Origin of the sequence: Streptomyces sp. NPDC015130 (genome assembly GCF_043080005.1) — a bacterium.
In the GTDB taxonomy this organism is placed as follows: Bacteria; Actinomycetota; Actinomycetes; order Streptomycetales; family Streptomycetaceae; genus Streptomyces.
Window position 1 is genome coordinate 88,276 of sequence record NZ_JBIBVC010000018.1, and the last position, 23,013, is coordinate 111,288.

General features: G+C 71.9%; 19 protein-coding genes. 10 read left to right on the forward strand and 9 right to left on the reverse strand.

All coding sequences use genetic code 11. The features are described 5' to 3' along the window. Positions 1-108: 108 nt before the first annotated feature. The 3 genes from ACF08F_RS30555 (at position 109) to ACF08F_RS30565 (ending at position 4,647) form a co-directional block, all read left to right on the forward strand. A complete protein-coding gene (locus ACF08F_RS30555; protein ID WP_392301760.1) occupies positions 109-1,518 on the forward strand; it encodes a class II fumarate hydratase in 1,410 nt (469 codons plus the stop codon). A gap of 97 nt (positions 1,519-1,615) precedes the next feature. Then, a complete protein-coding gene (locus tag ACF08F_RS30560) occupies positions 1,616-2,284 on the forward strand; it encodes a DUF402 domain-containing protein (protein ID WP_392301761.1) in 669 nt (222 codons plus the stop codon). A 311-nt stretch (positions 2,285-2,595) separates the two neighbouring features. Beyond that, entirely contained in the window at positions 2,596-4,647 is a 2,052-nt protein-coding gene (locus ACF08F_RS30565) for a SpoIIE family protein phosphatase (protein ID WP_392301762.1), read from the forward strand. A 78-nt stretch (positions 4,648-4,725) separates the two neighbouring features. Here ACF08F_RS30565 and ACF08F_RS30570 read toward each other — a convergent pair whose 3' ends face one another. Continuing rightward, on the reverse strand, positions 4,726-6,978 hold the full coding sequence (locus ACF08F_RS30570) for a transglycosylase domain-containing protein (RefSeq protein WP_392301763.1): 2,253 nt from the start codon (positions 6,976-6,978) through the stop codon (positions 4,726-4,728). A gap of 323 nt (positions 6,979-7,301) precedes the next feature. Here ACF08F_RS30570 and ACF08F_RS30575 point away from each other — a divergent pair, with 323 nt between their 5' ends. Genes ACF08F_RS30575 through ACF08F_RS30585 form a run of 3 tightly spaced genes read left to right on the forward strand, consistent with a single transcriptional unit; the run spans position 7,302 to position 10,899 of the window. Continuing rightward, positions 7,302-7,826 carry a PadR family transcriptional regulator gene (locus ACF08F_RS30575; protein ID WP_392301764.1) on the forward strand — a complete coding sequence of 175 codons (525 nt, stop codon included), beginning with the start codon at positions 7,302-7,304 and terminating at the stop codon, positions 7,824-7,826. Next, the gene (locus ACF08F_RS30580) at positions 7,823-8,530 is read left to right on the forward strand and encodes an ABC transporter ATP-binding protein (RefSeq protein ID WP_392301765.1); all 708 of its coding nucleotides are present in this window, start codon (positions 7,823-7,825) and stop codon (positions 8,528-8,530) included. Before ACF08F_RS30575 ends, ACF08F_RS30580 begins: the two co-directional genes overlap by 4 nt. Next, positions 8,527-10,899, forward strand: a complete 2,373-nt coding sequence (locus tag ACF08F_RS30585) for an FtsX-like permease family protein (protein ID WP_392301766.1) — start codon at positions 8,527-8,529, stop codon at positions 10,897-10,899. The genes ACF08F_RS30580 and ACF08F_RS30585 overlap by 4 nt, the downstream gene beginning before the upstream one ends. A 148-nt stretch (positions 10,900-11,047) precedes the next feature. On the opposite strand, the gene ACF08F_RS30590 is transcribed toward ACF08F_RS30585, so the two are convergent. Then, positions 11,048-12,022, reverse strand: a complete 975-nt coding sequence (locus ACF08F_RS30590; protein ID WP_392301767.1) for a hydrogen peroxide-inducible genes activator — start codon at positions 12,020-12,022, stop codon at positions 11,048-11,050. 134 nt (positions 12,023-12,156) lie between these two features. Here ACF08F_RS30590 and ACF08F_RS30595 point away from each other — a divergent pair, with 134 nt between their 5' ends. Both ACF08F_RS30595 and ACF08F_RS30600 read left to right on the forward strand, forming a co-directional pair. After that, the gene (locus tag ACF08F_RS30595) at positions 12,157-12,711 is read left to right on the forward strand and encodes a peroxiredoxin (protein WP_392301768.1); all 555 of its coding nucleotides are present in this window, start codon (positions 12,157-12,159) and stop codon (positions 12,709-12,711) included. A 12-nt stretch (positions 12,712-12,723) separates the two neighbouring features. Further along, positions 12,724-13,257, forward strand: coding sequence for an alkyl hydroperoxide reductase (locus tag ACF08F_RS30600; protein ID WP_392301769.1), 534 nt, complete (start codon positions 12,724-12,726; stop codon positions 13,255-13,257). 127 nt (positions 13,258-13,384) lie between these two features. Here ACF08F_RS30600 and ACF08F_RS30605 read toward each other — a convergent pair whose 3' ends face one another. The 5 genes from ACF08F_RS30605 to ACF08F_RS30625 all read right to left on the reverse strand — a co-directional run bounded on the left by ACF08F_RS30605 (position 13,385) and on the right by ACF08F_RS30625 (position 19,180). Beyond that, a complete protein-coding gene (locus ACF08F_RS30605; RefSeq protein ID WP_392301770.1) occupies positions 13,385-14,131 on the reverse strand; it encodes a hypothetical protein in 747 nt (248 codons plus the stop codon). Further along, positions 14,128-15,612 (reverse strand): AI-2E family transporter, encoded by a 1,485-nt coding sequence (locus tag ACF08F_RS30610; protein ID WP_392301771.1) that lies wholly within the window; start codon positions 15,610-15,612, stop codon positions 14,128-14,130. Before ACF08F_RS30610 ends, ACF08F_RS30605 begins: the two co-directional genes overlap by 4 nt. Positions 15,613-15,708: 96 nt before the next feature. Continuing rightward, positions 15,709-16,431, reverse strand: coding sequence for a transglycosylase SLT domain-containing protein (locus ACF08F_RS30615; protein ID WP_392301772.1), 723 nt, complete (start codon positions 16,429-16,431; stop codon positions 15,709-15,711). Between the two features lie 377 nt (positions 16,432-16,808). Further along, on the reverse strand, positions 16,809-18,134 hold the full coding sequence (locus ACF08F_RS30620; RefSeq protein WP_392301773.1) for a PhoH family protein: 1,326 nt from the start codon (positions 18,132-18,134) through the stop codon (positions 16,809-16,811). A gap of 284 nt (positions 18,135-18,418) precedes the next feature. After that, positions 18,419-19,180, reverse strand: a complete 762-nt coding sequence (locus ACF08F_RS30625) for an isoprenyl transferase (protein ID WP_392301774.1) — start codon at positions 19,178-19,180, stop codon at positions 18,419-18,421. Positions 19,181-19,308: 128 nt separating this feature from the next. Here ACF08F_RS30625 and mgrA point away from each other — a divergent pair, with 128 nt between their 5' ends. Further along, the gene (mgrA, locus tag ACF08F_RS30630) at positions 19,309-20,346 is read left to right on the forward strand and encodes an L-glyceraldehyde 3-phosphate reductase (protein ID WP_392301775.1); all 1,038 of its coding nucleotides are present in this window, start codon (positions 19,309-19,311) and stop codon (positions 20,344-20,346) included. A 267-nt stretch (positions 20,347-20,613) separates the two neighbouring features. On the opposite strand, the gene ACF08F_RS30635 is transcribed toward mgrA, so the two are convergent. Continuing rightward, positions 20,614-21,351, reverse strand: coding sequence for a prepilin peptidase (locus tag ACF08F_RS30635; protein WP_392301776.1), 738 nt, complete (start codon positions 21,349-21,351; stop codon positions 20,614-20,616). Positions 21,352-21,392: 41 nt separating this feature from the next. Here ACF08F_RS30635 and ACF08F_RS30640 point away from each other — a divergent pair, with 41 nt between their 5' ends. Further along, positions 21,393-21,767 (forward strand): DUF192 domain-containing protein, encoded by a 375-nt coding sequence (locus tag ACF08F_RS30640; RefSeq protein ID WP_392301777.1) that lies wholly within the window; start codon positions 21,393-21,395, stop codon positions 21,765-21,767. Between the two features lie 97 nt (positions 21,768-21,864). Here ACF08F_RS30640 and ACF08F_RS30645 read toward each other — a convergent pair whose 3' ends face one another. Next, on the reverse strand, positions 21,865-22,995 hold the full coding sequence (locus ACF08F_RS30645; RefSeq protein WP_392301778.1) for a mannosyltransferase family protein: 1,131 nt from the start codon (positions 22,993-22,995) through the stop codon (positions 21,865-21,867). Positions 22,996-23,013 lie beyond the last annotated feature (18 nt).

Consider the following 23,013-nt stretch of genomic DNA (forward strand, 5'->3'; position numbering starts at 1 on the left):
TTACTGGCCGGTACGCGTGTTGGGAATACATCGAACAAGACAAGTGCTCAACTTTTTCGGGGGGTTGGGGGCACCCCCGACGGGCACAGCCAGGAGGTCGAGGAAGAGATGACGACGAACAGCGCAGCCGACGAGTACCGCGTCGAGCACGACTCCATGGGCGAGGTGCGGGTCCCCGCGCACGCCAAGTGGCGTGCGCAGACCCAGCGGGCCGTGGAGAACTTCCCGGTCTCGGGGCAGCGCCTGGAGCGCGCCCACATCGAGGCCCTGGCCCGGATCAAGGCCGCCGCGGCCACGGTCAACGCCGAGCTGGGGGTGATCGACGCGGATCTGGCCGGGGCGATCGTCTCGGCGGCCGAGGAGGTCGCCGAGGGCCGGTGGGACGAGCACTTCCCCGTGGACGTCTTCCAGACCGGCTCCGGCACCTCGTCCAACATGAACACCAACGAGGTGATCGCCACGCTCGCCGGCGAGCGCCTCCCCGCGGGCCGGGACGTCCACCCCAACGACCACGTGAACGCCTCGCAGTCCTCCAACGACGTCTTCCCGTCCTCCATCCACATCGCGGCCACCGGCGCCGTCACCCGCGACCTGATCCCCGCCCTCGAACATCTGGCCAGCGCCCTGGAGCGAAAATCGGCCGACTTCGCGACGGTCGTGAAGTCGGGCCGTACGCATCTGATGGACGCCACCCCGGTCACCCTCGGCCAGGAGTTCGGCGGCTACGCGGCCCAGGTCAGGTACGGGGTGGAGCGGCTGCGCTCGGCACTCCCCCGGCTCGCCGAACTCCCCCTCGGCGGTACGGCGGTGGGCACCGGAATCAACACCCCGGCCGGCTTCTCGGCGGCCGTCATCGCGGAGGTCGCGCGGGCGACCGGCCTGCCGCTGACGGAGGCCCGCGACCACTTCGAGGCGCAGGGCGCCCGGGACGCCCTCGTGGAGACCTCCGGGCAGCTCAGGACCATCGCCGTCTCCCTCACCAAGATCTCCAACGATCTGCGCTGGATGGCCAGCGGTCCGCGCACGGGCCTCGCCGAGATCAACCTCCCCGACCTCCAGCCCGGTTCGTCGATCATGCCGGGCAAGGTGAACCCCGTGGTCCCGGAGGCCGTCCTGATGGTCGCCGCACAGGTGACCGGAAACGACACCACCGTGGCGGTGGCGGGCGCGGCCGGGAACTTCGAGCTCAACGTGATGCTGCCGGTGATCGCCAAGAACCTCCTGGAGTCGGTGCGGCTCCTGGCCAACGCCTCCCGGCTGCTGGCGGACCGCACGGTCGACGGGATCACCGCCAACGTCGAGCGCGCCCGCGAGTACGCCGAGTCCTCGCCCTCCGTGGTCACCCCGCTGAACAAGTACATCGGCTACGAGGAGGCCGCGAAGGTCGCCAAGAAGTCCCTCGCCGAGCGGAGGACCATCCGCGAGGTGGTGCTCGCCTCCGGGTACGTCGAGCGGGGCGACCTCACGGTCGAGCAGCTGGACGAGGCGCTCGACGTGCTGCGGATGACGCACCCGTAGCGAGGCACCGGATCACGGACGGCGGCGGCTGACTCATCCCCGCCCCTCCGTGATCTGTGCCGCAGCGCCGGTGGGAGCGCGCCCCTAAGATCTGCGCATGACAGAGTCGGGCGGCCCTCAGCAGCATTGGGCGCCGGGGGACCAGATCCTCTGGCGCTACCGCGACAACGGCACCGGCGCCGTGCACATCTGCCGGCCGGTGACCGTCGTCCAGGACACGCCCGAGCTGCTCGCGGTCTGGATGGCACCCGGCACCGAGTGCGTGCGGCCGGTGCTGACCGACGGCACGTCCGTGCACGACGAGCCGCTCGCCACGCGGTACACCGCGCCGCGCACCACGGAGCGGGCCCACTGGTTCGGCACCGGGGTCCTCAAGCTGGCCCGGCCCGGGGACCCCTGGTCGGTGTGGCTGTTCTGGGAGCGCGGCTGGCGCTTCCGCAGCTGGTACGTCAACCTGGAGGAGCCGCAGACCCGTTGGTCCGGCGGCGTCGACTCCGAGGACCACTTCCTCGACATCTCCGTCTATCCGGACCACAGTTGGCTGTGGCGGGACGAGGACGAGTTCGCGCAGGCCCAGCGGTCCGGCCTGATGGGCGCGGAGCAGGCCGCACGGGTGAAGGACGCCGGCCGTCGGGCGGTGGAGCAGATCCGTTCCTGGGGGACGCCGTTCGCGGACGGCTGGGAGGACTGGCGGCCCGATCCCGGGTGGCCGGTGCCCCAGCTGCCCGGTGACTGGGACCGCACTCCGGCCCACACGGCCCCGTGAGACCCTTGATGCGCCCCCGGGGTTCAAACGTAGGATCGTCCTCCGCACGGCAGAAGCGGATCGAACAGCACGTCAGACCGACCGAAGACCACGTCAACGACCGATCACAGCACAGGACCTGACCGCAAGTCATCCACGAGGGGGAGAGCAGTGCCGGACGTGCGCCCGGGTGTTCCGACCCCTGCCGTTGCCGCCGCTCGCGCAACGTCCACATCCGCTGCATACGAGGGGTTTATCCCTGCCGAAGGCGCGGCATCGGCGAGAAGAGCGAGTGCATCGCACCACCGGCCCGGACGGACGGAATCCCACGCGTGACGGAGCATCCCACCTCCCACGAAGGCCGACAGCCGCTGGCTGCCCGGCCGCAGGAACGCGCGCGCCCTCGCCAGGAGGCGGCGGCCGCCGGCCTGCCCTCCGACCTGCCCGCCCAGCCGGGCGGACCGGCGGACCGGACGGCCCCGGCCGCCGGTACGGACACATCGGCGACGACCGGCACCCCCGCGACGGCCGCCGGCACCCCAGGAGCCGCCCCCGGCTCTCCCTCCGATGCGTCCGGCGCCGGATCCGGTGCCCCCGTTGCCGGTAACGGCACCGGCGCCGGGTCCGCCGCCGTGGCCGTCGCCGTGTCGGCGCAGAGCCCGGGTGCGGGCGCGGGCCGGGGCCCCGAGGGCGCCGCTCGGCGCGAGGGCGACCGGCTGCGGTTCGTCGGGGCGGCGACCCGCCGGATCGCGCGCGGGCTCGACCTGGACGAGATCGTGCTCGGCCTGTGCCGGGCGACCGTGCCGACCTTCTCCGACGAGATCCTGGTCTATCTGCGCGACCCGCTGCCGGTGGGCGACGAGCGCCCGGTGGCGCCCTTCGTGCTGCGGCTGCGCCGCACCGACCGGCTCCGGTTAAGCGAACTGGAGGGCGAGGAGCTCGTCCTCGTACCCGATCCGGATCCGACCCCCGCGGCCGAACTCTGCGAGGTGCGGTCCGGCGGGGCGCTCGCCGAGGTCCTGCGGGGCGTGCGGCCGGTCTTCGGCGACTCCGCGGCCGCCCGGGCCGCGCTGACCGAACTCCTGGGCCCCGAGCACCCGCTGCCCGGCGGGCTGCGGGCGGTCCTCGCGCCGCTGCGCGGCCGGCGCCGGGTGATCGGCGCGGCCGTCTTCCTGCGCCGTCCCGAGCGGGCCGGCTTCGAGCCGAACGACCTCCTGGTCGCGGCCCAGCTGGCGACGCACACGGCGCTCGGCATCGACAAGGCCGTCCTGTACGGCCGTGAGGCGTACATCGCGGACGAGCTCCAGCGGACGATGCTGCCGGACTCCCTCCCGCAGCCGACGGGTGTCCGGCTCGCCTCGCGCTACCTCCCGGCCGCCGAGACGGCCCGGGTCGGCGGCGACTGGTACGACGCGATCCCGCTGCCCGGCAGCAGGGTCGCCCTGGTCGTCGGCGACGTCATGGGCCACTCCATGACCTCGGCGGCGATCATGGGCCAGCTGCGGACCACCGCGCAGACCCTGGCCGGGCTCGACCTGCCGCCGCAGGAGGTCCTGCACCACCTCGACGAGCAGGCGCAGCGGCTCGGCGAGAACCGGATGGCCACCTGCATGTACGCGGTGTACGACCCGGTCTCGCACCGGATCACCGTCGCCAACGCGGGCCACCCGCCGCCGATACTGCTCCACCTCGGCGGCCGCGCCGAGGTGCTGCGGGTGCCGCCCGGCGCCCCGATCGGGGTCGGCGGCGTCGACTTCGAGGCGGTCGAGCTGGACGCCCCGGCCGGCGCCACGCTGCTCCTCTACACGGACGGTCTGGTGGAGTCCCGGCTGCGGGACGTCTGGACCGGGATCGAGCAGCTGCGGGAGCGCCTCGCGGCAACCGCGCAGCTGACCGGCCCGGACCACTCGCCGCCCCTCGAAGCGCTCTGCGACGACGTCCTGGACATGCTGGGTCCCGGCGACCGGGACGACGACATCGCACTGCTCGCGGCCCGCTTCGACGGGATCGCGCCGAGCGACGTCGCGTACTGGTTCCTGGAACCGGAGGACGCAGCTCCGGGGCGGGCGCGGCGGCTCGCCCGGCGGGCGCTGGCCCGCTGGGACCTGGAGGAGCTGACGGACTCGGTGGAGCTGCTGATCAGCGAGGTCGTGACGAACGCCGTGCGGTACGCGGAGCGGCCGGTGACCCTGCGGCTGCTGCGGACGGACGTGCTGCGCTGCGAGGTCGGCGACGACTCTCCGCAGCTGCCCCGGCAGCGGCGGGCGCGGGACACGGACGAGGGCGGTCGCGGGCTGTTCCTGGTGAACCGGCTGGCCAGGCGGTGGGGGGCGACCCGGCTTTCGGGCGGCAAGGTCGTCTGGTTCGAACTGGCCACGCGCTGAGCGCCTGCCGGAGCACGACGTGACGAGGGCCGGACCCCGGTGGGGGTCCGGCCCTCGTCACGTCACGGCGTCACCGGTTCAGCGGCCCGGGCCCTGCGTGCTGCTCTCGCCCGTCTGCTCCGGGTCCGGCGGCTGGGCGGTCGTCGGGCGGGTCGTCGGCAGGTCGATCGTCGGCGGCGGCGGCGTGGTCGGGTCCTGCGTCGGCGGCGTGGTGACGGGATCGCGCGTCGGCTCCGGCGGCGTGGTGACCGGGTCGCGGGTCGGCTGCGGCGGCGTGGTGGCCGTCGGGGTCGCCGGGGGCGTCGGGTCCGGGGACTCGGTGGTCGGTTCCTCGGTCGGCTCGTCCGGCGTCGCGGTGGTCCCGGTGGGCTCCGGGTCCGGCTCGTAGGAGCCCGTGCCGTCGGTCTCCAGGTCGAAGGCGGCGTCGGAGCCGCCGTCGAGCGCGCTGGTGGTGTAGTCGCCCCAGATCTGCGCGGGGGTGCGGCCACCGTTGGCGCGGCCCTGGTTGATGGTGTTGGTCAGGGTGACCTGGTTGCCCTTGGCGTCCTCACCGAAGAGGCCGACGGCGGTGACGAGTTCGGGGGTGTAGCCCACGAACCAGGCGGAGCGGTTGTTCTCGGAGGTGCCGGTCTTGCCGGCGGCCTGGTAGTCGCCGGCGGCGCGGAAGCCGGAGCCGCTCTGCACGACGCCCTGCATGGCCTTGGTGACGGTGTCGGCGGCCTCGCGGCTGATGACCTGGCTGCCGATCGCGTCCACCGGGTCCACCTTGCGGTCCTTGTGGGTGGCCGCCTTCACCAGGGTCGGGGTGACCTTCTTGCCGTGGTTGTCGAGCGTGGCGTACACGCCGGCCATGTCGAGGGTCGAGGCGCCCATGGTGCCGAGGGACATGGCGGGGGTCTCGCCGAAGTCCGCGCCGTCCTTCATGCCGAGGGCGAGGGCGGTCCGCTTGGTCTTGCCGGGGCTGACGTCGACGATCATCTGGGCGAAGACCGAGTTGATCGACTTGTTGGTGGCCTTCTGGACGGTGACGGGGCCGTAGCTGTAGTCGTCCTCGTTCTCGGGCGCGAAGTCGATGTCGGTGCCGACGACCTTCCGCTGGCTGGTGCCGTCGTAGATCGTGCCGAGGCCTATGGTCCGGCCGTCCTGGGTCTCCGCCATGTTGTCGAGGGCGGAGGCGAGGACGATCGGCTTGAAGGTCGAGGCGGGCTGGTAGTCGCGGCGGGTGGCGTTGGACATCCAGTGCTCGGTGGCGCCGACGCCTCCGTACATCGCGACGACCGCGCCGGTCTTCGGGTCGACCGAGGTGGCGCCGGCCTGGACGGTGGCCTGCTTCTTGTCGCCCTTGCGGTCGATCTTGGCTTCCAGCTGCCGGTCGACGGCCTTGACGAGGTCCTTCTGCTTCTTCTCGTCGATGTTGAGGGTGATCGTCCAGCCGCCGGCCTTGATGTCCTCCTCGCTGACGCCCTGGCGCATCAGCTCCTGGTTGGCGGCCTCGACGATGTAGCCGGTCTGGCCCTCCATTCCGGGGGCGGGCTTGGGCTTCTGCGGCACGGGGAACTTCAGGCCGGCGCGCTCGGTCTGCGAGAGCCAGTCCTCGCCGACCATGTTGTCGAGGACGTAGTTCCAGCGCTCCTCGACGAGCTTGCGGCCGGTGGCGCTCGCGGAGGTCCAGTCGTACTGGTTGGGAGCCTGCAGCAGCGAGGCGAGGTAGGCGCCCTGCGCGGTGGTGAGCTGGGTGGCGTCGACGCCGTAGTACGCGCGGGCGGCGGCCTGGATGCCGTAGGCGCTGCGCCCGTAGTAGCTGGTGTTCATGTAGCCGGCGAGGATCTCGCTCTTGCTCGTCTCCTGGTCGACCTTGACGGCGATGACCATTTCCTTGAGCTTGCGCGTGGCCGTCTGGTCCTGGCTCAGGTAGAAGTTCTTGACGTACTGCTGGGTGATGGTCGAACCACCCTGCTTGCCCTGGCCGGTGAGGGTCGACCAGGCGGCGCGCGTGGTGCCCTTGATGTCGACGCCGTTGTCCCGGTAGAAGCTCTTGTTCTCGGCGGCGACGAAGGCCTTCTGGACCTTCTCGGGGATCTTCTCCAGGCCGACGATCTCGCGGTTGATCTGGCCCGTGCGGGCGAGGATCTTGCCGTTGGCGTACTTGTAGATGTTGCTCTGCATGGTCGCCTCGGCGTTGGCCGTCGGCACGGGGACCATCAGGTAGACGACGTACAGGGCGCCCATGACGAGCAGGCAGAACACGAAGAAGGTGCCCAGGAGCTTCTTCCAGGAGAAGAACCGGCGTATGCCGCGTCTCTTCGCCTTGCTCTTGTCCGGTCGGCCCATGGGTCCTGTCGCTCCAGTCGTCGTGTGTCTCGGCGCCTCGGCTGTCTGGCGTCCACGCCGGATCAGCTCAGCAAGCTAACACCGACGATGCAGACAAAGGGCAACCGATCACGCCTTTTCCGGACGTGAGAATCAGCACCCACCCCCAGAGGAACCGACGCTCGAAAGAGCCGGATGGTTGCCTTGCCGGGGCCGTCGAACCGGGCGGGCTCCGGACGGGCTCGGGGCGGAACTACGGTTCCGGCCGGGGCGATTCCAGGGAGGCAGGCACGCCTTTCAGCCACTATGCACACCGCGTATACACCCGGTGTACAGTGACGCGCATGTCCATCGGTCACGCCCTCCTGGGGCTCCTGGAATCCGGACCGCGCCACGGCTACGACCTCAAGCGCGCGTTCGACGAGCGGTTCGGCCACGACCGGCCCCTGCACTACGGCCAGGTCTACTCGACCATGTCCAGGCTCCTGAAGAACGGCCTGGTCGTCGTCGACGGAGTCGAGGCGGGCGGCGGGCCCGAGCGGAAGCGGTACGCGATCACCGAGGCCGGCATCACCGATGTCGCCGCCTGGCTCGCGACCCCCGAGAAGCCCGAGCCGTACCTCCAGTCCACGCTCTACACCAAGGTCGTCCTGGCGCTGCTCACCGGCCGCGGGGCCGCCGAACTCCTCGACACCCAGCGCGCCGAGCACCTGCGGCTGATGCGCGAGCTCACCCGGCGCAAGAAGGACGGCGACCTCGCCGACCAGCTCATCTGCGACCACGCCCTCTTCCACCTGGAGGCGGATCTGCGCTGGCTGGAACTGACCGCCGCCCGTCTCGACCGGCTCGCCGAGGAGGTCCGCCGATGAGCAGCGCCCCGCACCGGCGGGACCCCCTTGTCCCGCTCCTCCGTGCCACCGGCCTCGACAAGGCCTACGGCTCCACCCCGGCGCTCGCCGGCGCCGACTTCTCCCTGCGCGCCGGCGAGGTCGTCGCCGTCATGGGCCCCTCCGGCTCGGGAAAGTCCACGCTGCTGCACTGCCTGGCCGGAATCGTGCGCCCCGACGCGGGCACGATCACCTACGACGGGCGCGAGCTCACCGCGCTCTCCGACACCGCGCGCAGCGCCCTGCGCCGCACCGACTTCGGCTTCGTCTTCCAGTTCGGCCAGCTCGTCCCCGAGCTGACCTGCGTCGAGAACGTCGCCCTGCCGCTCCGCCTGGGCGGCGAGAAGCGGAAGGCCGCCGAGGCCAGGGCCGTCGAGTGGCTGGCCCGGCTGGAGGTCGACGACACCGCCGCCAAGCGCCCCGGCGAGATATCCGGCGGCCAGGGACAGCGCGTCGCCGTCGCCCGCGCGCTCGTCACCTCCCCGCGGGTGATCTTCGCCGACGAGCCGACCGGCGCACTCGACTCCCTCAACGGCGAGCGGGTCATGCGGCTGCTGACCGACGCCTCCCGGGACACCGGAGCCGCCGTCGTCCTCGTCACCCACGAGGCCCGGGTCGCCGCCTACTCCGACCGCGAGATCGTCGTACGGGACGGGTCCGTCCGGGACACGGAGTGGGCGGTATGAGCCTCGCCACCTGGGCCCGCGACCTGGGGCTCGGCGCCCGGTTCGCGGTCACCGGCGGCCGCCCCGGCCTCCTCCGCACCCTGCTGACCGCGACCGGCGTCGGCTTCGGCGTGGCCCTGCTGCTCCTCGCGGTGTCCCTGCCGAACATGCTCTTCCAGCGGGAGGTACGGGAGTCGGTCCGCGCCGTCGACGGCAGCGAGCAGATCGACTCCCCGCGCGCCGACTCCTTCCTGCACCTCGGGCAGACGACGGCCTACGGGGACGACGTCGTCACCGGCCTCCTCGTGACCCCCGAGGGCGCCGCGCCGCCGGTCCCGCCGGGCACCGCGAGACTGCCCGGGGTCGGCGAGATGGCCGTCTCCCCGGCACTCCGCGAGCTGCTCGACTCCCCCGAGGGCGCCCTCCTCAGGGAGCGGCTCCCCTACGAGGTCACCGGGACGATCGGCCCGGCCGGCCTGATCGGTCCGGCCGAGCTGCGGTACGTCGCCCGGGTCGACTTCCTCACCGCCGAGAACTTCGACGGGCGCGGCACACGCTACGGCTGGTCGGTGCCCGAGGAGCCGATGAACGCCTTCCTCATCCTCCTCGTCATCGTCGCCTGCGTCGTCCTGCTGCTGCCGGTGCTCGTCTTCATCGCGACCGCCGTCCGCTTCGGCGGCGAGCAGCGCGACCGGCGGCTCGCGGCGCTGCGGCTCGTCGGCGCCGACACGGCGACGACCCGCCGGATCGCGGCCGGCGAGTCCCTCGCGGGCGCGCTGCTCGGCCTCCTGACGGGTCTCGGACTCTTCGCCGTGGCCCGGCAGTTCGCCGGCGCCTTCACCATCTGGGACGTCAACGCCTTCCCCTCCGACGTCGTGCCGCTGCCCGCGCTCGCCGTGCTCGTGCTCGCCGCCGTCCCGGTCTCCTCGGTCGTGGTCACGCTCTTCGCGCTGCGCGGGGTGGCGATCGAGCCGCTCGGGGTCGTCCGGGTCTCCACGCCCCGGCGCCGCAGGCTGTGGTGGCGGCTGGCGATCCTGGCGGCCGGCGCGGCCCTGCTCGTCCCGCTCGTCGGACAGGTCCAGGTGACCGAGACCAGCGTGGACGGCGTGAGCCTCGTCGCCGGCACCACGCTCGCCCTGATCGGTCTCACCACGCTTCTGCCCTGGCTCGTCGAGGCCTGCGTGAAGCGGCTCCACGCGGGCCCCGTGGCCTGGCAGCTGGCCGTCCGCAGGCTCCAACTGAGCAGCGGCACCGCCGCCCGCGCGGTCAGCGGCATCGTCGTCGCCGCCACCGGGGCGATCGCGCTCCAGATGCTCTTCCAGTCCATGGAACAGGACTTCACGCAGGTCACCGGTGAGGACACCTCCCGGGCCCAGATCACGGTCGGTGTCGACGCCGAGAACGGCGAGGAGGCCCGCGGGATCATCGACCGCGTGGCGCGGACCGAGGGCGTCGCCGGTGTCATCGGCGTCACCCAGTCGAACGTCTGGCGGCCCGGACCTTTGAAGGGGGCCGAGGAGTTCGCCCCGATGACCTCGATCAGGGTCGGCGACTGCGCCTCCCTCGGCGAGTTCGCCACGCTGCCCTCCTGCAGGGACGGCGACGTCTTCGTGTTCCTCGCGCACGGCGCGCAGGGCAGTCCGGACGACTCCCACGTCACCCGGGCAGCGCGCCCCGGGGCCACGGTCGCCCTGCGCGACCCGCACCCCCACCCGAGCGAGCCGCAGCCGCCGAAGGGCACGCCGCTGCCCCAGTGGCGCATCCCCGCCACGGCCCGGGTCGTGGACTCCCGCCCGGACCCGACGGGCATGTACGAGTACGGGGTCCTCGCCACCCCGTCGGCGATCGACACCGGACTCCTCCACGAGCCCGACGCGCAGGCCATGGTGCGGCTCGACCCGGCCGTGCCGGACGCCGCCGACCGCGTACGGAACACGGCGGCGGCGATCGACCCGACGTCCTGGGTCCGCGAGCTGCAGGACACCCAGCGGGACGCCGCCTTCTCCAGCGTCCGCACCGGCATCCTGGTCGGCTCCACGCTGACGATGCTGCTGGTGGCGGCCTCGCTGCTGGTCTCCACGCTCGAACAGCTCAAGGACCGCAAGCGGCTGCTCTCCTCGCTCGTCGCCTTCGGCACCCGCCGCTCGACGCTGAGCTGGTCGGTCCTGTGGCAGACGGCGGTCCCGATCGTCCTCGGCCTGGTCCTCGCCGTGGGGGGCGGGCTCGCCCTCGGCGTCGTCCTGCTGAAGATGGGCGGACAGGGGGTCCAGGACTGGTGGGCCTTCCTGCCGGTCGTCGGGATCGGGCTCGGGCTCATCGCGGCGGTGACGCTGCTGAGCATGCCGGTCCTGTGGCGGCTGATGAAGGCGGACGGGCTGCGCACGGAGTAACCCGTCGAGCAGATGTACGCAGATGGGCGCGGGCACCTGGAGCCGGGGGGCTCCGGGAACCCGCGCCCTTCGGCGTACGGCGTGAGATCCGGCGCCCGCCGACGCGCGGACGGACGTCAGGAGCCCGCGCCGTTCCGTCGTACGGGCGTCAGGCGCCGTCGGCGACCACGCGCACCGGCAGCCCCCGCATCGCGCCGCGCAGCTCCTGTGCCAGCTCCTCGAACTCGGCGTGCCGGGCCGCGCCGGTGCGCATCGCGAGGGCGATCCGCCGCGAGGGCGCCGGTTCCGTGAAGAGCCCCGTCCACAGGGCGCTGTTGCGGGCGGTCTCCACGGTCACGGCGGTGCGCGGCAGCAGGGTCACCCCGAGGCCGCCGGCCACCAGCTGGACCAGGGTGGAGAGCCCGGCGGCGGTGGTGGTGACCTCGGCGCCGTCGGTGCGGCCGGCCTCGCGGCAGATGTCGAGGGCCTGGTCGCGCAGGCAGTGCCCCTCGTCGAGGAGCAGGAGCCGCAGCTCCTTGAGGGCTTCGCGGGGGATGTCGTCCCGCCCTGCCAGCGGATGCCCCTGCGGGGTGACGAGCACGAAGTCCTCGTCGAAGAGGGGAAGTTCGGTGACGCCGGGCACGCCGAGCGGCACGGCGAGCAGCAGCAGGTCGAGCCGCCCGGCCGCGAGCCCCTCCAGGAGGGAGGAGGTCTGCTCCTCGTGGACCTGGAGGTCGAGGTCGGGGTAGCGCCGGTGGACGAGGCGCAGGACGGTGGGCAGCAGGTACGGCGCGACGGTGGGAATCACGCCGAGCCGCAGGACCCCGGTGAAGGGCGCCTGGGCCGCCTCCGCCTCCTCCAGGAGCTCGGCGACCGCGTCGAGGACGGCCCGGGCGCGCACCGCGAGCCGCTCGCCGGCGGGCGAGAGCAGCACCTTCCGCGTCGTACGCTCGAGGAGCTGGACACCGAGTGCCTCTTCGAGAGCCGAAACCGCGCCCGAGAGCGCGGGCTGGCTCATGCCGATGGCCGCGGCCGCATCGCGGAAGTGCAGATGCTCGGCGACCGCGGCAAAGGCCCTGAGCTGCGAAAGGCTCGGCTGCTTGCCTCGGAGCGGGCTGTACGGCGGGGTGTACGGGGACGCCACTGATAACCACCTTCGATCAACACGACCCACTCTAGCTATTTCACTGATCAATGCACTCCGTGCCATGCTGTGAGCACGTCCAACCCCCACGGAAGACCCCAAAAGGGACCCTTCCCGTTTCGCAAGGAGAGCGCGTGCTCACTGTCGGTGACAAGTTCCCCACCTACGACCTGACCGCCTGCGTGTCGCTGGAGAGCGGCAAGGAGTTCGAGCAGATCGACCACAAGGCCTACGAGGGCAAGTGGCGCGTGGTGTTCTTCTGGCCGAAGGACTTCACCTTCGTCTGCCCCACCGAGATCGCCGCGTTCGGCAAGCTGAACGACGAGTTCGCGGACCGCGACGCCCAGATCCTCGGCGTCTCCGGCGACTCCGAGTTCGTGCACCACGCCTGGCGCAAGGACCACGCCGACCTGCGTGACCTGCCCTTCCCGATGCTCGCCGACTCGAAGCACGAGCTCATGAGCGACTGCGGCGTCCGCGGCGAGGACGGCTTCGCCCAGCGCGCCGTCTTCATCGTGGACCCGAACAACGAGATCCAGTTCACCATGGTGACCGCCGGCTCCGTCGGCCGTAACCCCAAGGAGGTCCTGCGGGTGCTCGACGCCCTGCAGACCGACGAGCTGTGCCCGTGCAACTGGAACAAGGGCGAGGGCACCCTCGACGCCGCCGCCCTCCTCGCGGGCGAGTAAGGGCGATCTGAGATGGCTCTCGACGAACTCAAGGCCGCCATACCGGACTTCGCCAAGGACCTGAAGCTGAACCTCGGTTCGGTCATCGGCAACAGCGAGCTGCCGCAGCAGCAGCTCTGGGGCACCGTGCTCGCCTGCGCGATCGCCTCGCGCTCGCCGATCGTCCTCAAGGAGCTGGAGCCCGAGGCCCAGGCCAACCTGAAGCCCGAGGCGTACCAGGCCGCCAAGTCCGCCGCCGCGATCATGGCGATGAACAACGTCTTCTACCGGACCCGGCACCTGCTGTCGGACCCCGAGTACGGGACGATGCGCGCCGGTCTGCGGATGAACGTCATCGGCAAGCCGGGCGTGGAGAAGGTCGACTTCGAGCTCTGGTCGCTGGCCGTCTCCGCGATCAACGGCTGCGGCCAGTGCCTGGACTCGCACGAGCAGGTCCTGCGCCAGGCCGGTGTCGACCGCGAGACGATCCAGGAGGCCGTGAAGATCGCCGCGGTGATCCAGGCCGTCGGCGTCACCCTCGACGCGGAAGCGGTCCTCGCCGAGTAGGGCGTGACCGTCGTACGAGAAGGGCCCCGGGGCACACAGCCCCGGGGCCTTCTCGTACCCGGACGGATCGTGCCCGGTCGGATCGTGCCCGGACGGATCGTGCCCGGTCAGGCCGTCCCCGCGCGGGTCACTTCTTGAGCGCCGCCATCAGGGCGAGCATGTCCTGCGCCAGCGGCACCTCGATACCGGAGAGGTCGATCGGCTCGACCTTCCGGATCGGCTCGTCCGTGTCCTCGTTCCAGCTGCCCATGCCGTTGAAGCTGATGGTGATCTCCACCTGCCCGTCGAGCACCCGGAGCTCGCCCCCCACGTTCTCGTAGATGTCGAGGTACGCCTTCTCCCCCAGCCCCTCGTACGGCTTCCCGCCCCCGTAGCGCTGCGCCAGGACGGCGAACTCGGGCCCGGGGTCGGTGACCAGGTGGCGGGTGTAGGTGACGTCCCCGCTGTAGCCGGTCTCCGGGGACCCGAACATCAGCGAGCACTGCGCGTACTCCAGCACCTGGTCGTCGGCGCCCTCCCCGGCGCCGGACCCGCCGACGTCGATCCCGCTGCTGTACCCGTTCCCGGATCCGCTCTCCGCGCCTTCCTCGGTCGAGCGCTTCCCCAGGACTCCGGCGAGCCCCTTCAGCTCCGCCGCCTTGCAGAGGCTCTCCACCCGCTTGTACCCGCGCATGTCCGGCCCCCCGGCCTGGCGCTTCTCGTACGCGTAGAGCCCCGCGCCCCAGACCGCCGACGCCACCACTGCGCCGCCGAGCGCCCACAGCCAGGCGCGGCGGGCGCGGGGCGGGCGCGGCGGGCCGGGCGGCGGGGTCTCGGTGAGGACCTCGGAGACGACGAAGCCGTCCCCGCCGTCGAGTTCCGGCTCGGATATCACGTGTGCTTCTCCCCCTTGTCGGCCCCCGCGCCCGGTGCCGGGACCGGGGCCACTGCGAACGCGGTCGCGCCGCGCGGTTCCGGTGTGCTGCGCAGGGCCTGTTCGGTGCTGTACGCGCGCAGGTAGCCGACCACCGTGTTGGACACGGCCACCAGCGGGACGGCGACCACGGCGCCGCCGATGCCCGCGATCAGTCCGCCGGCCGCGACCGCGAGGACGACGGCCAGCGGATGGACCCGCACCGCGCGGCCGAGGATGAACGGCTGGAGCACATGGCCCTCGATCTGCTGCACGGCGAGGACGACGACGAGCACCATGAGCGCGGTGAACAGGCCGTTGGTGACGAGGGCGACGACGACCGCGAGGGCGCCGGAGATGACGGCGCCGACGAGCGGGATGAAGGCGAACAGGAAGATGAAGACGGCGAGCGGCACGGCCATCGGCACGTCGAGGAAGTAGAGGCCGAGGCCGATGAAGACCGCGTCGATGAGGGCGACGAGCACCGTGCCGCGCACATAGGCGGTGAGGGTGCGCCAGGCGCGCGGGCCCGCTCCGGCGACGCCGGGCCGGGCCTGGGCGGGGACGAGCTTGAGCGTCCACTCCCAGACCTTCTTCCCGTCGTAGAGCAGGAAGAGCGTCGAGAACATGGCGAGCAGGATGCCGGTGAGCGTCTCGACGACGACCGTGACGCCCTGGAGTCCGACCTGGGTGATCTGTTCGGCGTTGGCTCCGACGGAGTCGCTGAGGTTCTTCGCGATCGCGTTGATCTGCTGCTCGGTCACGTGGAAGGGGCTGTTGAGGAGCCCGCGCTTGAGCTCCTCGATGCCGTCCTTGACCTGGTCGGAGAGGTTGTCGATGTTGTCCATCACCTGCCAGACCACGAACCAGCCGACGAGGCCCATCACGACGAAGCCGGAGACGGCGGTGACGGCGGTGGCGAGTCCGCGCGGCAGGCCCATGGTGCGGAGCCGGGCGACGGTGGGCTGGAGCAGGGCGGTGACGAGGAGCGCGGCGACGAAGGCGAGGACGACGAGCTGGACGGAGCTGATCACCTTCATCAGCACCCAGAGCGTGCCCGCGAAGACGAGGAGCCGCCAGCTCGCCTCCGCCGCGACGCGCATGCCCCAGGGGATCGCGGCGACGGGGTCGGGGCGGGCCGCGACGGCGGGGGCGTACGAGGGAGGGGCCGGCACGGAGCGTCCGGTTCCGTCCTCCTCGTCGGGCGTCGGTACGGGGGCCGGCGCCGGGGCGGCCGTCGGGACGGGCGGGGTGGCGGGGGCGTCCGAGGGGGCGGGCCGCTCGGGTGCGGGAGCGGCGGCGTCCTCGTGCGGAGCGGGGGCGGCCGCGTCCTCGGGCCCGCCCTCGTACGGCGGCCCGATCGGATCTTCGCGTTCCGCCTCGGCCCTGCGCTCGTCCAGGCGTTCGCCCATGCGGCTCAGGCCCTCGCCCAGCCGCGCCAGCCATCCCGGCAGTCTCGACATCGCTTCCTTCTTCCCCCCGCTCGTTTTCGCAACCTACACGCAAGAGCCCCTCACCGTAGGACGGTGAGGGGCTCCGCGAGGTTGAGCACGCCGGTACTAGTACCAGCGGTTGGCCTGCCAGAACGACCAGGCGCCGCAGGGGCTGCCGTAGCGGTCGTTCATGTAGTTGAGGCCCCACTTGATCTGGGTGGCGGGGTTGGTCTGCCAGTCGGCGCCGGCCGAGGACATCTTGCTGCCCGGCAGGGCCTGCACGAGACCGTAGGCACCCGAAGACGGGTTGACCGCGCGGTAGTTCCAGGTCGACTCGTGGTTCACGATGTTGCTGAAGCACTGGAACTGCGAGGCCGGGATCATCTGGCGGGCCATCGCCTTGACCTCGGCGACCGAGTACGAGCCCTGAGCGGCGAAGCTGGAGGCGTCGCGCACCGCGGAACGGCTCGCGCGCTCGGCCTCTTCCTTCTCGCGCTCCTTGCGCTCCTCCTCGGCCTTGGCCTCGGCGGCAGCCTTGTCGGCGGCCTCCTTCTTGGCCTCGGCGTCCTTGGCGGCGCGGAGCCGGGCGTTCTCCTCCGCGGTCTTCTTCGCGGTGGCGTCGGCGGCGGCGGCCTGGACGTCGGCCTGCTCCGAGAGGGAGGAGACCTGTACCTGGGCCTGCTCGCCTGCGGGGATGTCCGCGAGCAGCGTCGTGTCGGCCGCGGTGGCCTCGAAGTTGTCATCCGAAGCCTGCGCTGCGTTGCCCGAGGCAACGCCGACGACGGCGCCGACGGTGGTGACCGCAGTGGCCGAAGCCACCGCGAATCCCCGGACCGAGATCCGGCTCACACGGTTTCCTTCCAGCATCGCCCGCACAGGTGACCACGCGGGCGAAATCGTGCCCCTGGCGCTGGTCTCCGACGTACTGGGTCACTGAAGACACGGGCCCGTGGTGCTGTGGGCGGCATACGGCTGACGGCTGTTGAGTTGTTCAGGGTGCGCACCGATGAGGGTGCACGGGTGCCGTATGCGGGGCCTGACGGAAGCAAGACTTTGCCGGACGGCGACACCGCAAGGCAATTCTGCGTTGCGTGTGAAAGCTCACACCTCGGTGGACACAGGTGTTTTGGGAGATACAGAGGACAGGAGTGCGCCGCCCGGCTAAGCTCCTGCGCTTTGCCGGGCGGCGCCAACTGCCGTACGCGTACGAAGGCGTACGAAACGGGTCAGATCTGACCGTCCTCCAGCATCTCGGTGACGAGCGCGGCGATCTGGGAGCGCTCGGAGCGGGTGAGGGTGACGTGGGCGAAGAGCGGATGCCCCTTCAGTTTCTCGACCACGGCGACGACTCCGTCGTACCGGCCGACCCGGAGGTTGTCGCGCTGGGCGACGTCATGGGTCAGGACGACCCGCGAATTCGCCCCGATCCGGGACAGAACGGTCAACAGGACGTTCCGCTCCAGCGACTGGGCCTCGTCCACGATGACGAAGGCGTCGTGGAGGGAGCGGCCCCGGATGTGGGTGAGCGGCAGGACCTCCAGCATCCCGCGCCCGAGCACCTCCTCGATGACCTCGCGGCTCGCGACCGAGGACAGCGTGTCGAAGACCGCCTGAGCCCAGGGGCTCATCTTCTCCGCCTCGCTGCCCGGCAGGTAGCCGAGCTCCTGGCCGCCGACCGCGTACAGCGGGCGGAAGACCATGACCTTCTGGTGCTGCCGGCGCTCCAGAACCGCCTCCAGGCCCGCGCAGAGCGCGAGCGCGGACTTGCCCGTACCGGCCCGGCCGCCCATCGAGATGATGCCGACGTCCGGGTCGAGGAGCAGATCGAGCGCGATCCGCTGCTCGGCGCTGCGGCCGCGGAGCCCGAAGGCCTCCCGGTCGCCGCGGACCAGCTTCACGTTCCCCTCGGCGGTGACCCGGCCGAGCGCCTTGCCGCGCTCGGACTGGAGCACCAGGCCCGTGTGGACCGGAAGCTCGGCGGCCTCCGGCACGTGCAGCGCGTCCTGGTCGAAGAGCAGGTCGACCTGCTCCCCGGAGAGCGCGAGCTCGGACATCCCGGTCCAGCCGTTGGTGTCCGTGATGGCCAGCTCGGCGCGGTACTCCTCGGCGAGGAGGCCGACCGACGAGGCCTTGATGCGCAGCGGCAGGTCCTTGGAGACGACCGTGACGTCGTACCCCTCCGCCTGGAGGTTGCGCGCGACCGCGAGGATCCGTGAGTCGTTGTCCCCCAACCTGTAGCCGGCGGGCAGTACGCCGGGGTCGGAATGGTTGAGTTCGACACGCAGCGTGCCGCCGAGCTCCCCGATGGGGAGCGGGGCGTCGAGGCGTCCGTACCGGACCCGGAAGTCGTCGAGCAGGCGCAGGGCCTGCCGGGCGAAGTAGCCGAGCTCGGGGTGGTGTCGCTTGGCCTCCAACTCGGTGACCACGACGATCGGGAGCACCACTTCGTGCTCGTCGAACCGGGACACGGCGTTGGGGTCGGCCAGCAGGACGCTGGTGTCGAGAACATAGGTGCGCCGGTCGTTAAGGCGGCGCTTCGTGCTGGTCACCACGGAAGGACAGACCCCCTCTGAAGACCCCATAGAGGTCGGGGCGCGACGGAACCGGTGTCGCTGCGGAATGGGACCGGGCTCAGGCCGCCGAGCGCGGGCCGAACCACGGCCCTCCGCTTCTCCCGTACGTGTCCCGCACGGTCGTCCTGGTGCAAGGGGCCTCCCGGGTGGCGGTCTCCGTGCCGCTCACTTCACCAGGGATATGCCCTCGAACCACCTCTGCCATGCAGAGGCATATGACGACGTGTTCGTGAACACCAGATGATCGGTTCCGACCGGGTCTGTCAGGTGCCGTAGCGCCGGTGCCGGGCCGCGTAGTCGCGCAGGGCCCGCAGGAAGTCGACCTTGCGGAAGGCCGGCCAGTGCACTTCACAGAAGTAGTACTCGGAATGGGCGCTCTGCCACAGCATGAATCCGGACAGCCGCTGCTCGCCGCTCGTACGGATCACCAGGTCCGGGTCGGGCTGACCGCGCGTGTAGAGGTGCTCCGAGATGTGCTCGACGTCGACGATCTCGGCGAGCTCCTCGAAGCTCGTGCCCCGCTCCGCGTGCTCCAGGAGCAGCGAGCGGACCGCGTCCGCGATCTCCTGCCGGCCGCCGTAGCCCACCGCCACGTTCACCAGTATTCCGGTGTTGGTGTGGGTGGCCTGCTCGGCCTCCTTCAGCACGGACTGGGTACGGGCGGGCAGCAGGTCCATCGTGCCGACGTGGTGGACCCGCCAGCGGCCGTCGGCGGCGAGCGCGCGCACGGCGTTCTCGATGATGCCGAGCAGCGGGACCAGCTGCTCCTCGGGCCGGTTCAGGTTGTCCGTGGACAGCATCCAGAGCGTGACGACCTCGACGTCCGTCTCGGCGCACCAGCCGAGCAGCTCCTGGATCTTGTCCGCGCCGGCCTTGTGCCCCTGCTCGGGGGTCCCGCCGGAGGCCTTGGCCCAGCGCCGGTTCCCGTCGAGGATGACCCCGATGTGCTTGGGCACCTGGGCATGGTCGAGGCGCCCCTCCACCCGGCGTGCGTAGAGCCCGTACACCAGGTCGCGCAGGTTCACTGTTCTTTACCTCTCCGTGCAGCGGCGGGTCCGCCCGGCAGCGGCGGTCCGCAAGCCGCCACACTACTGCGCACGGGCGACAGGCTCCCAGCCCGGGACTGTCACAAGTCCGTGATAAGCAGAGATACGTGACTGATTCCCCCCTGTACCGCGCCTCCGCGGACCGCTACGACACCATGGAGTACCGGCGCACGGGCCGCAGCGGCCTGAAGCTCCCGGCGATCTCCCTCGGCCTCTGGCACAACTTCGGCGACGACAAGGCGCTCGGCACGCAGCGCGCGATCCTGCGCCGCGCCTTCGACCTCGGCGTGACCCACTTCGACCTGGCGAACAACTACGGGCCGCCGCCCGGCTCCGCCGAGCTGAACTTCGGCAAGATCTTCGCCCAGGACTTCGCGCCCTACCGCGACGAGCTGATCGTCTCGACCAAGGCCGGGTACGAGATGCACCCCGGCCCGTACGGCGAGTGGGGCTCCCGCAAGTACCTGATGTCCTCGCTCGACGCCTCCCTCAAGCGGATGGGCCTCGACTACGTCGACATCTTCTACTCGCACCGCTTCGACCCGCACACCCCGCTGGAGGAGACGATGGGGGCCCTGGCCTCCGCAGTCCAGCAGGGCAAGGCGCTGTACGTCGGCGTCTCCTCGTACAACAGCGAGCAGACCGCCGAGGCCGCCCGGATCCTCCAGGACATGGGCGTCCGGCCGCTCATCCACCAGCCCTCGTACTCGATGATCAACCGCTGGACCGAGGACGACGGCCTCCTCGACACGCTGGAGGAAGCCGGCATGGGCTGCATCTCCTTCGTGCCGCTGGCGCAGGGGCTGCTCACCAACAAGTACCTCAAGGGCATCCCGGAGGGCTCGCGGGCCACCCAGGGCAAGTCCCTCGACCCGAACCTGCTCTCCGAGGAGGTGCTGCGGCGCCTGCGCGGCCTCGCGGGCATCGCGGAGCGAAGGGGCCAGTCGCTGGCGCAGCTCGCGCTGGCGTGGGTGCTGCGCGACGAGCGGATGACCTCGGCGCTGATCGGCGCGTCCAGCGTCGCCCAGTTGGAGGAGAACGTGGCCACGCTCGCGGCTGCGCCGCTGACGGCCGAGGAGCTCAAGGAGATCGACTCGTTCGCGGTCGACACCGCCGGCACGAACATCTGGGCCGGCCGCGGCTGATCACCTGGCCCGCGCGGGGAGGAAAAGAAAAACGGGCCGGTCCGTGGGGGGGATACGGACCGGCCCGAGGGGGGGTTTCCACCATAACCCTTCGATAGTCGTGCTGCGCGCCACGTGCGCGGAACTCATCCCACGGGATGCGGTGGATCCCAGTCCGCACAAGGGCTCTGAGGCCGTGTGGCGGGTTTGCGCCCCGGCGTGGCGGCGGAGTTCCGTCCCTCCCAAGAGGGACCGTCCGGCACGGGCACGGCGTTGACGGTCCGGCCGTCACGGGAGCGCGCTGAAGGCCCCGAGGAGCAGCCCGAGCAGGGCGCCCGCCAGCATGAACGGACCGAAGGGGATCGCGGAGGACCGGTCCGCGCGGCGCAGCAGGACGAGCCCGATGCCGTACACGGCGCCGAGGAGGAAGCCCGCGAAGGCCCCGGCGAAGAGGACGCCCCAGCCGTACCAGCCGAGGGCGGCGCCCAACGGGAGCGCCAGTTTGACGTCGCCGAAGCCGAGTCCGGCCGGATTGATCACGTACAGCACCAGATAGGACCCGCCGAGCGCGAGCGCGCCGAGGAGCGCGTGGAGCCAGGAACCCGCGTCGTACGGCAGGAGTTCGGCGGCACCGAGGAACAGCGGGACGGCGACGGCGAGCGGCAGGGTGAGTCCGTCGGGGAGCCGGTGGACGCGGGCGTCGACGCAGGCGAGGAGGACGGCGAAGGGCGCGCCGAGCAGCCAGACCGCCAGCTCGGGCCGGGGCCCGCCGGTGGCGGCGGCGAGCGCGGCGCAGGCCAGGGCGGTGAGGAGCGGCGCGGCGAGCGGGGTGGGCGTGGTCGCGCAGTCCCGCCGCCCGGGCCCGCCGAGCCAGCCGCGCGCGGGCCCGGCGAGCGGGTGCCCGGCGGGGCAGCGGTCGCGCCACGGCTCCTCGGCGGGCACGGCGAGCCGGTAGGCGGCCCGCGGGACGAGCAGCCCGACGGCGGCGCCCCACAGCGCCGCGGTGAAGATCAGCGTGACGTACACGGAGCCGACCCTAGGGTCGGCGGGCCGCTACGGTCTGGCGCATGGGGAAAACGGGGAAGTGGGCGGACGGTCCGGGGACGCTGGCGGTGTCCTCCGTCGAGGTCCCCCTGGAGGTGGCGGCCTCGTACCGGGCGCGGCGGCGGGGGCTGCTCGGGCGGGACGGAATCGCGGGGGCGCTGCTGATCACGCCGACGAACAGCGTGCACACCTTCGGCATGCGCTTCGCGATCGACGTGGCCTACCTGGACCGCTCGCTCCGGGTGCTGTCGGTGGTGACGATGCGGCCGGGCCGCCTGGGCATGGTCAGACCGCGCGGCCGGCACGTCCTGGAGGCGGAGGCGGGCGCGATGGTGGGTTGGGGGGTGCGGCCGGGGGTGGTGGTGACCCTCACGGCGGGGCGGAGCGGAAGAGGCTGAGGACCCGTCGGCGTCACGGCGGGCCGGAGCCGAGCGGGGTGAGGAACCACCGGCATCACGGCGGGCCGGAGCCGAAGAGGCCGAGGAACCACCGGCATCACGGCGGGCCGGAGCCGAGGAGGGTGAAGGCTCCGTAGGCGGCGGAGGCGAGCGCGAGGCCGGTGAGGACGGGCACGGCGGCGCGGGTGCGCAGGCGCGCGAGGGCGACGGCGGGCGGGAGCAGCAGCCCGAACGCGGGCATCATCAGGCGCGGCCGGGACCCGAAGTAGGCGGCGCCGACGAGGGAGACGAAGACGACGCCGATCGTGTAGACGAGCAGCGGCAGCGGCTGCCTCTGCCGTACGCACAGGGCGACGAGCCAGCCGAGCAGGGCGAGCGCCGCGCACAGGCCGAGGGCGGCGGGCCAGGGCAGGCCGGCGATGAAGCGCGCGAGCGCGACGCCGCCGTCGATGGAGTTGCCCCAGGCGGCCTGGACGTCGAAGTAGGCGGTGGGGCTCTTCTCGCGGATCCCGACGTAGGCAATGTACGCGAACCAGCCCAGCGGCGCGATCAGCACCCCGGCGACCGTCCGGAGGGGCAGCCTCCGCTCCCGTACGAGGGTGACGAGGGCCGTGATCCCGAGGGCGGCGACCAGCGCGACGGCGGTCGGCCGGGTCAGCCCGGCGCCCGCGCACAGCGCGCCGGCCAGGATCCAACGCCCGCGCAGCACGGCGTACAGCGACCAGGCGGCGAAAGCGGTGAACAGGGTCTCGGTATACGCCATGGACTGCACGAACGCGGTCGGGTAGACGCCCCAGAGGACGGCGAGCAGCGCCCCTGCGCGCTCCCCCGCGACGTGGGCACCGCACTTGTAGATGCCCGCGGCGGCGAGCACGGCGGCCGTCCAGGAGACGACCAGCCCGGCGGTGGCCGCGTCGAAGGGCAGGGCGGCGGACAGGCCGCGCTCCAGGGCGGGGAGGAGGGGGAAGAAGGCGAGGTCGGAGTGGACGTCGCCGTTCGGCAGGGTGACCTCGTACCCGTATCCGTGCTCGGCGACGCGGACGTACCAGACGGAGTCCCAGCGGCCCTTGAGCCGGTGCAGCCCGTCCTTGCCAGTCGCGGCGGCGGCGACGGCGAGGACGACGAGGCCGATGACACGGGTGAGGACGTAGCCGCCGACGGCGATGAGGGTGGGGCTGAGGGGGCGGCGGGGACGGCGGAGGCTGCTAGGACGGTCTGGCGCGGACATGCCGCCGATTATCCCGAC

Coding starts and splice junctions, on each gene's coding strand:
- ACF08F_RS30555 (WP_392301760.1), top strand. CDS start 109: ATGACGACGAACAGCGCAGCCGACGAGTACCGCGTCGAGCACGACTCC.
- ACF08F_RS30560 (WP_392301761.1), top strand. CDS start 1,616: ATGACAGAGTCGGGCGGCCCTCAGCAGCATTGGGCGCCGGGGGACCAG.
- ACF08F_RS30570 (WP_392301763.1), bottom strand. CDS start 6,978: ATGGGCCGACCGGACAAGAGCAAGGCGAAGAGACGCGGCATACGCCGG.
- ACF08F_RS30575 (WP_392301764.1), top strand. CDS start 7,302: ATGTCCATCGGTCACGCCCTCCTGGGGCTCCTGGAATCCGGACCGCGC.
- ACF08F_RS30580 (WP_392301765.1), top strand. CDS start 7,823: ATGAGCAGCGCCCCGCACCGGCGGGACCCCCTTGTCCCGCTCCTCCGT.
- ACF08F_RS30585 (WP_392301766.1), top strand. CDS start 8,527: ATGAGCCTCGCCACCTGGGCCCGCGACCTGGGGCTCGGCGCCCGGTTC.
- ACF08F_RS30600 (WP_392301769.1), top strand. CDS start 12,724: ATGGCTCTCGACGAACTCAAGGCCGCCATACCGGACTTCGCCAAGGAC.
- ACF08F_RS30610 (WP_392301771.1), bottom strand. CDS start 15,612: ATGTCGAGACTGCCGGGATGGCTGGCGCGGCTGGGCGAGGGCCTGAGC.
- ACF08F_RS30640 (WP_392301777.1), top strand. CDS start 21,393: ATGGGGAAAACGGGGAAGTGGGCGGACGGTCCGGGGACGCTGGCGGTG.
- ACF08F_RS30645 (WP_392301778.1), bottom strand. CDS start 22,995: ATGTCCGCGCCAGACCGTCCTAGCAGCCTCCGCCGTCCCCGCCGCCCC.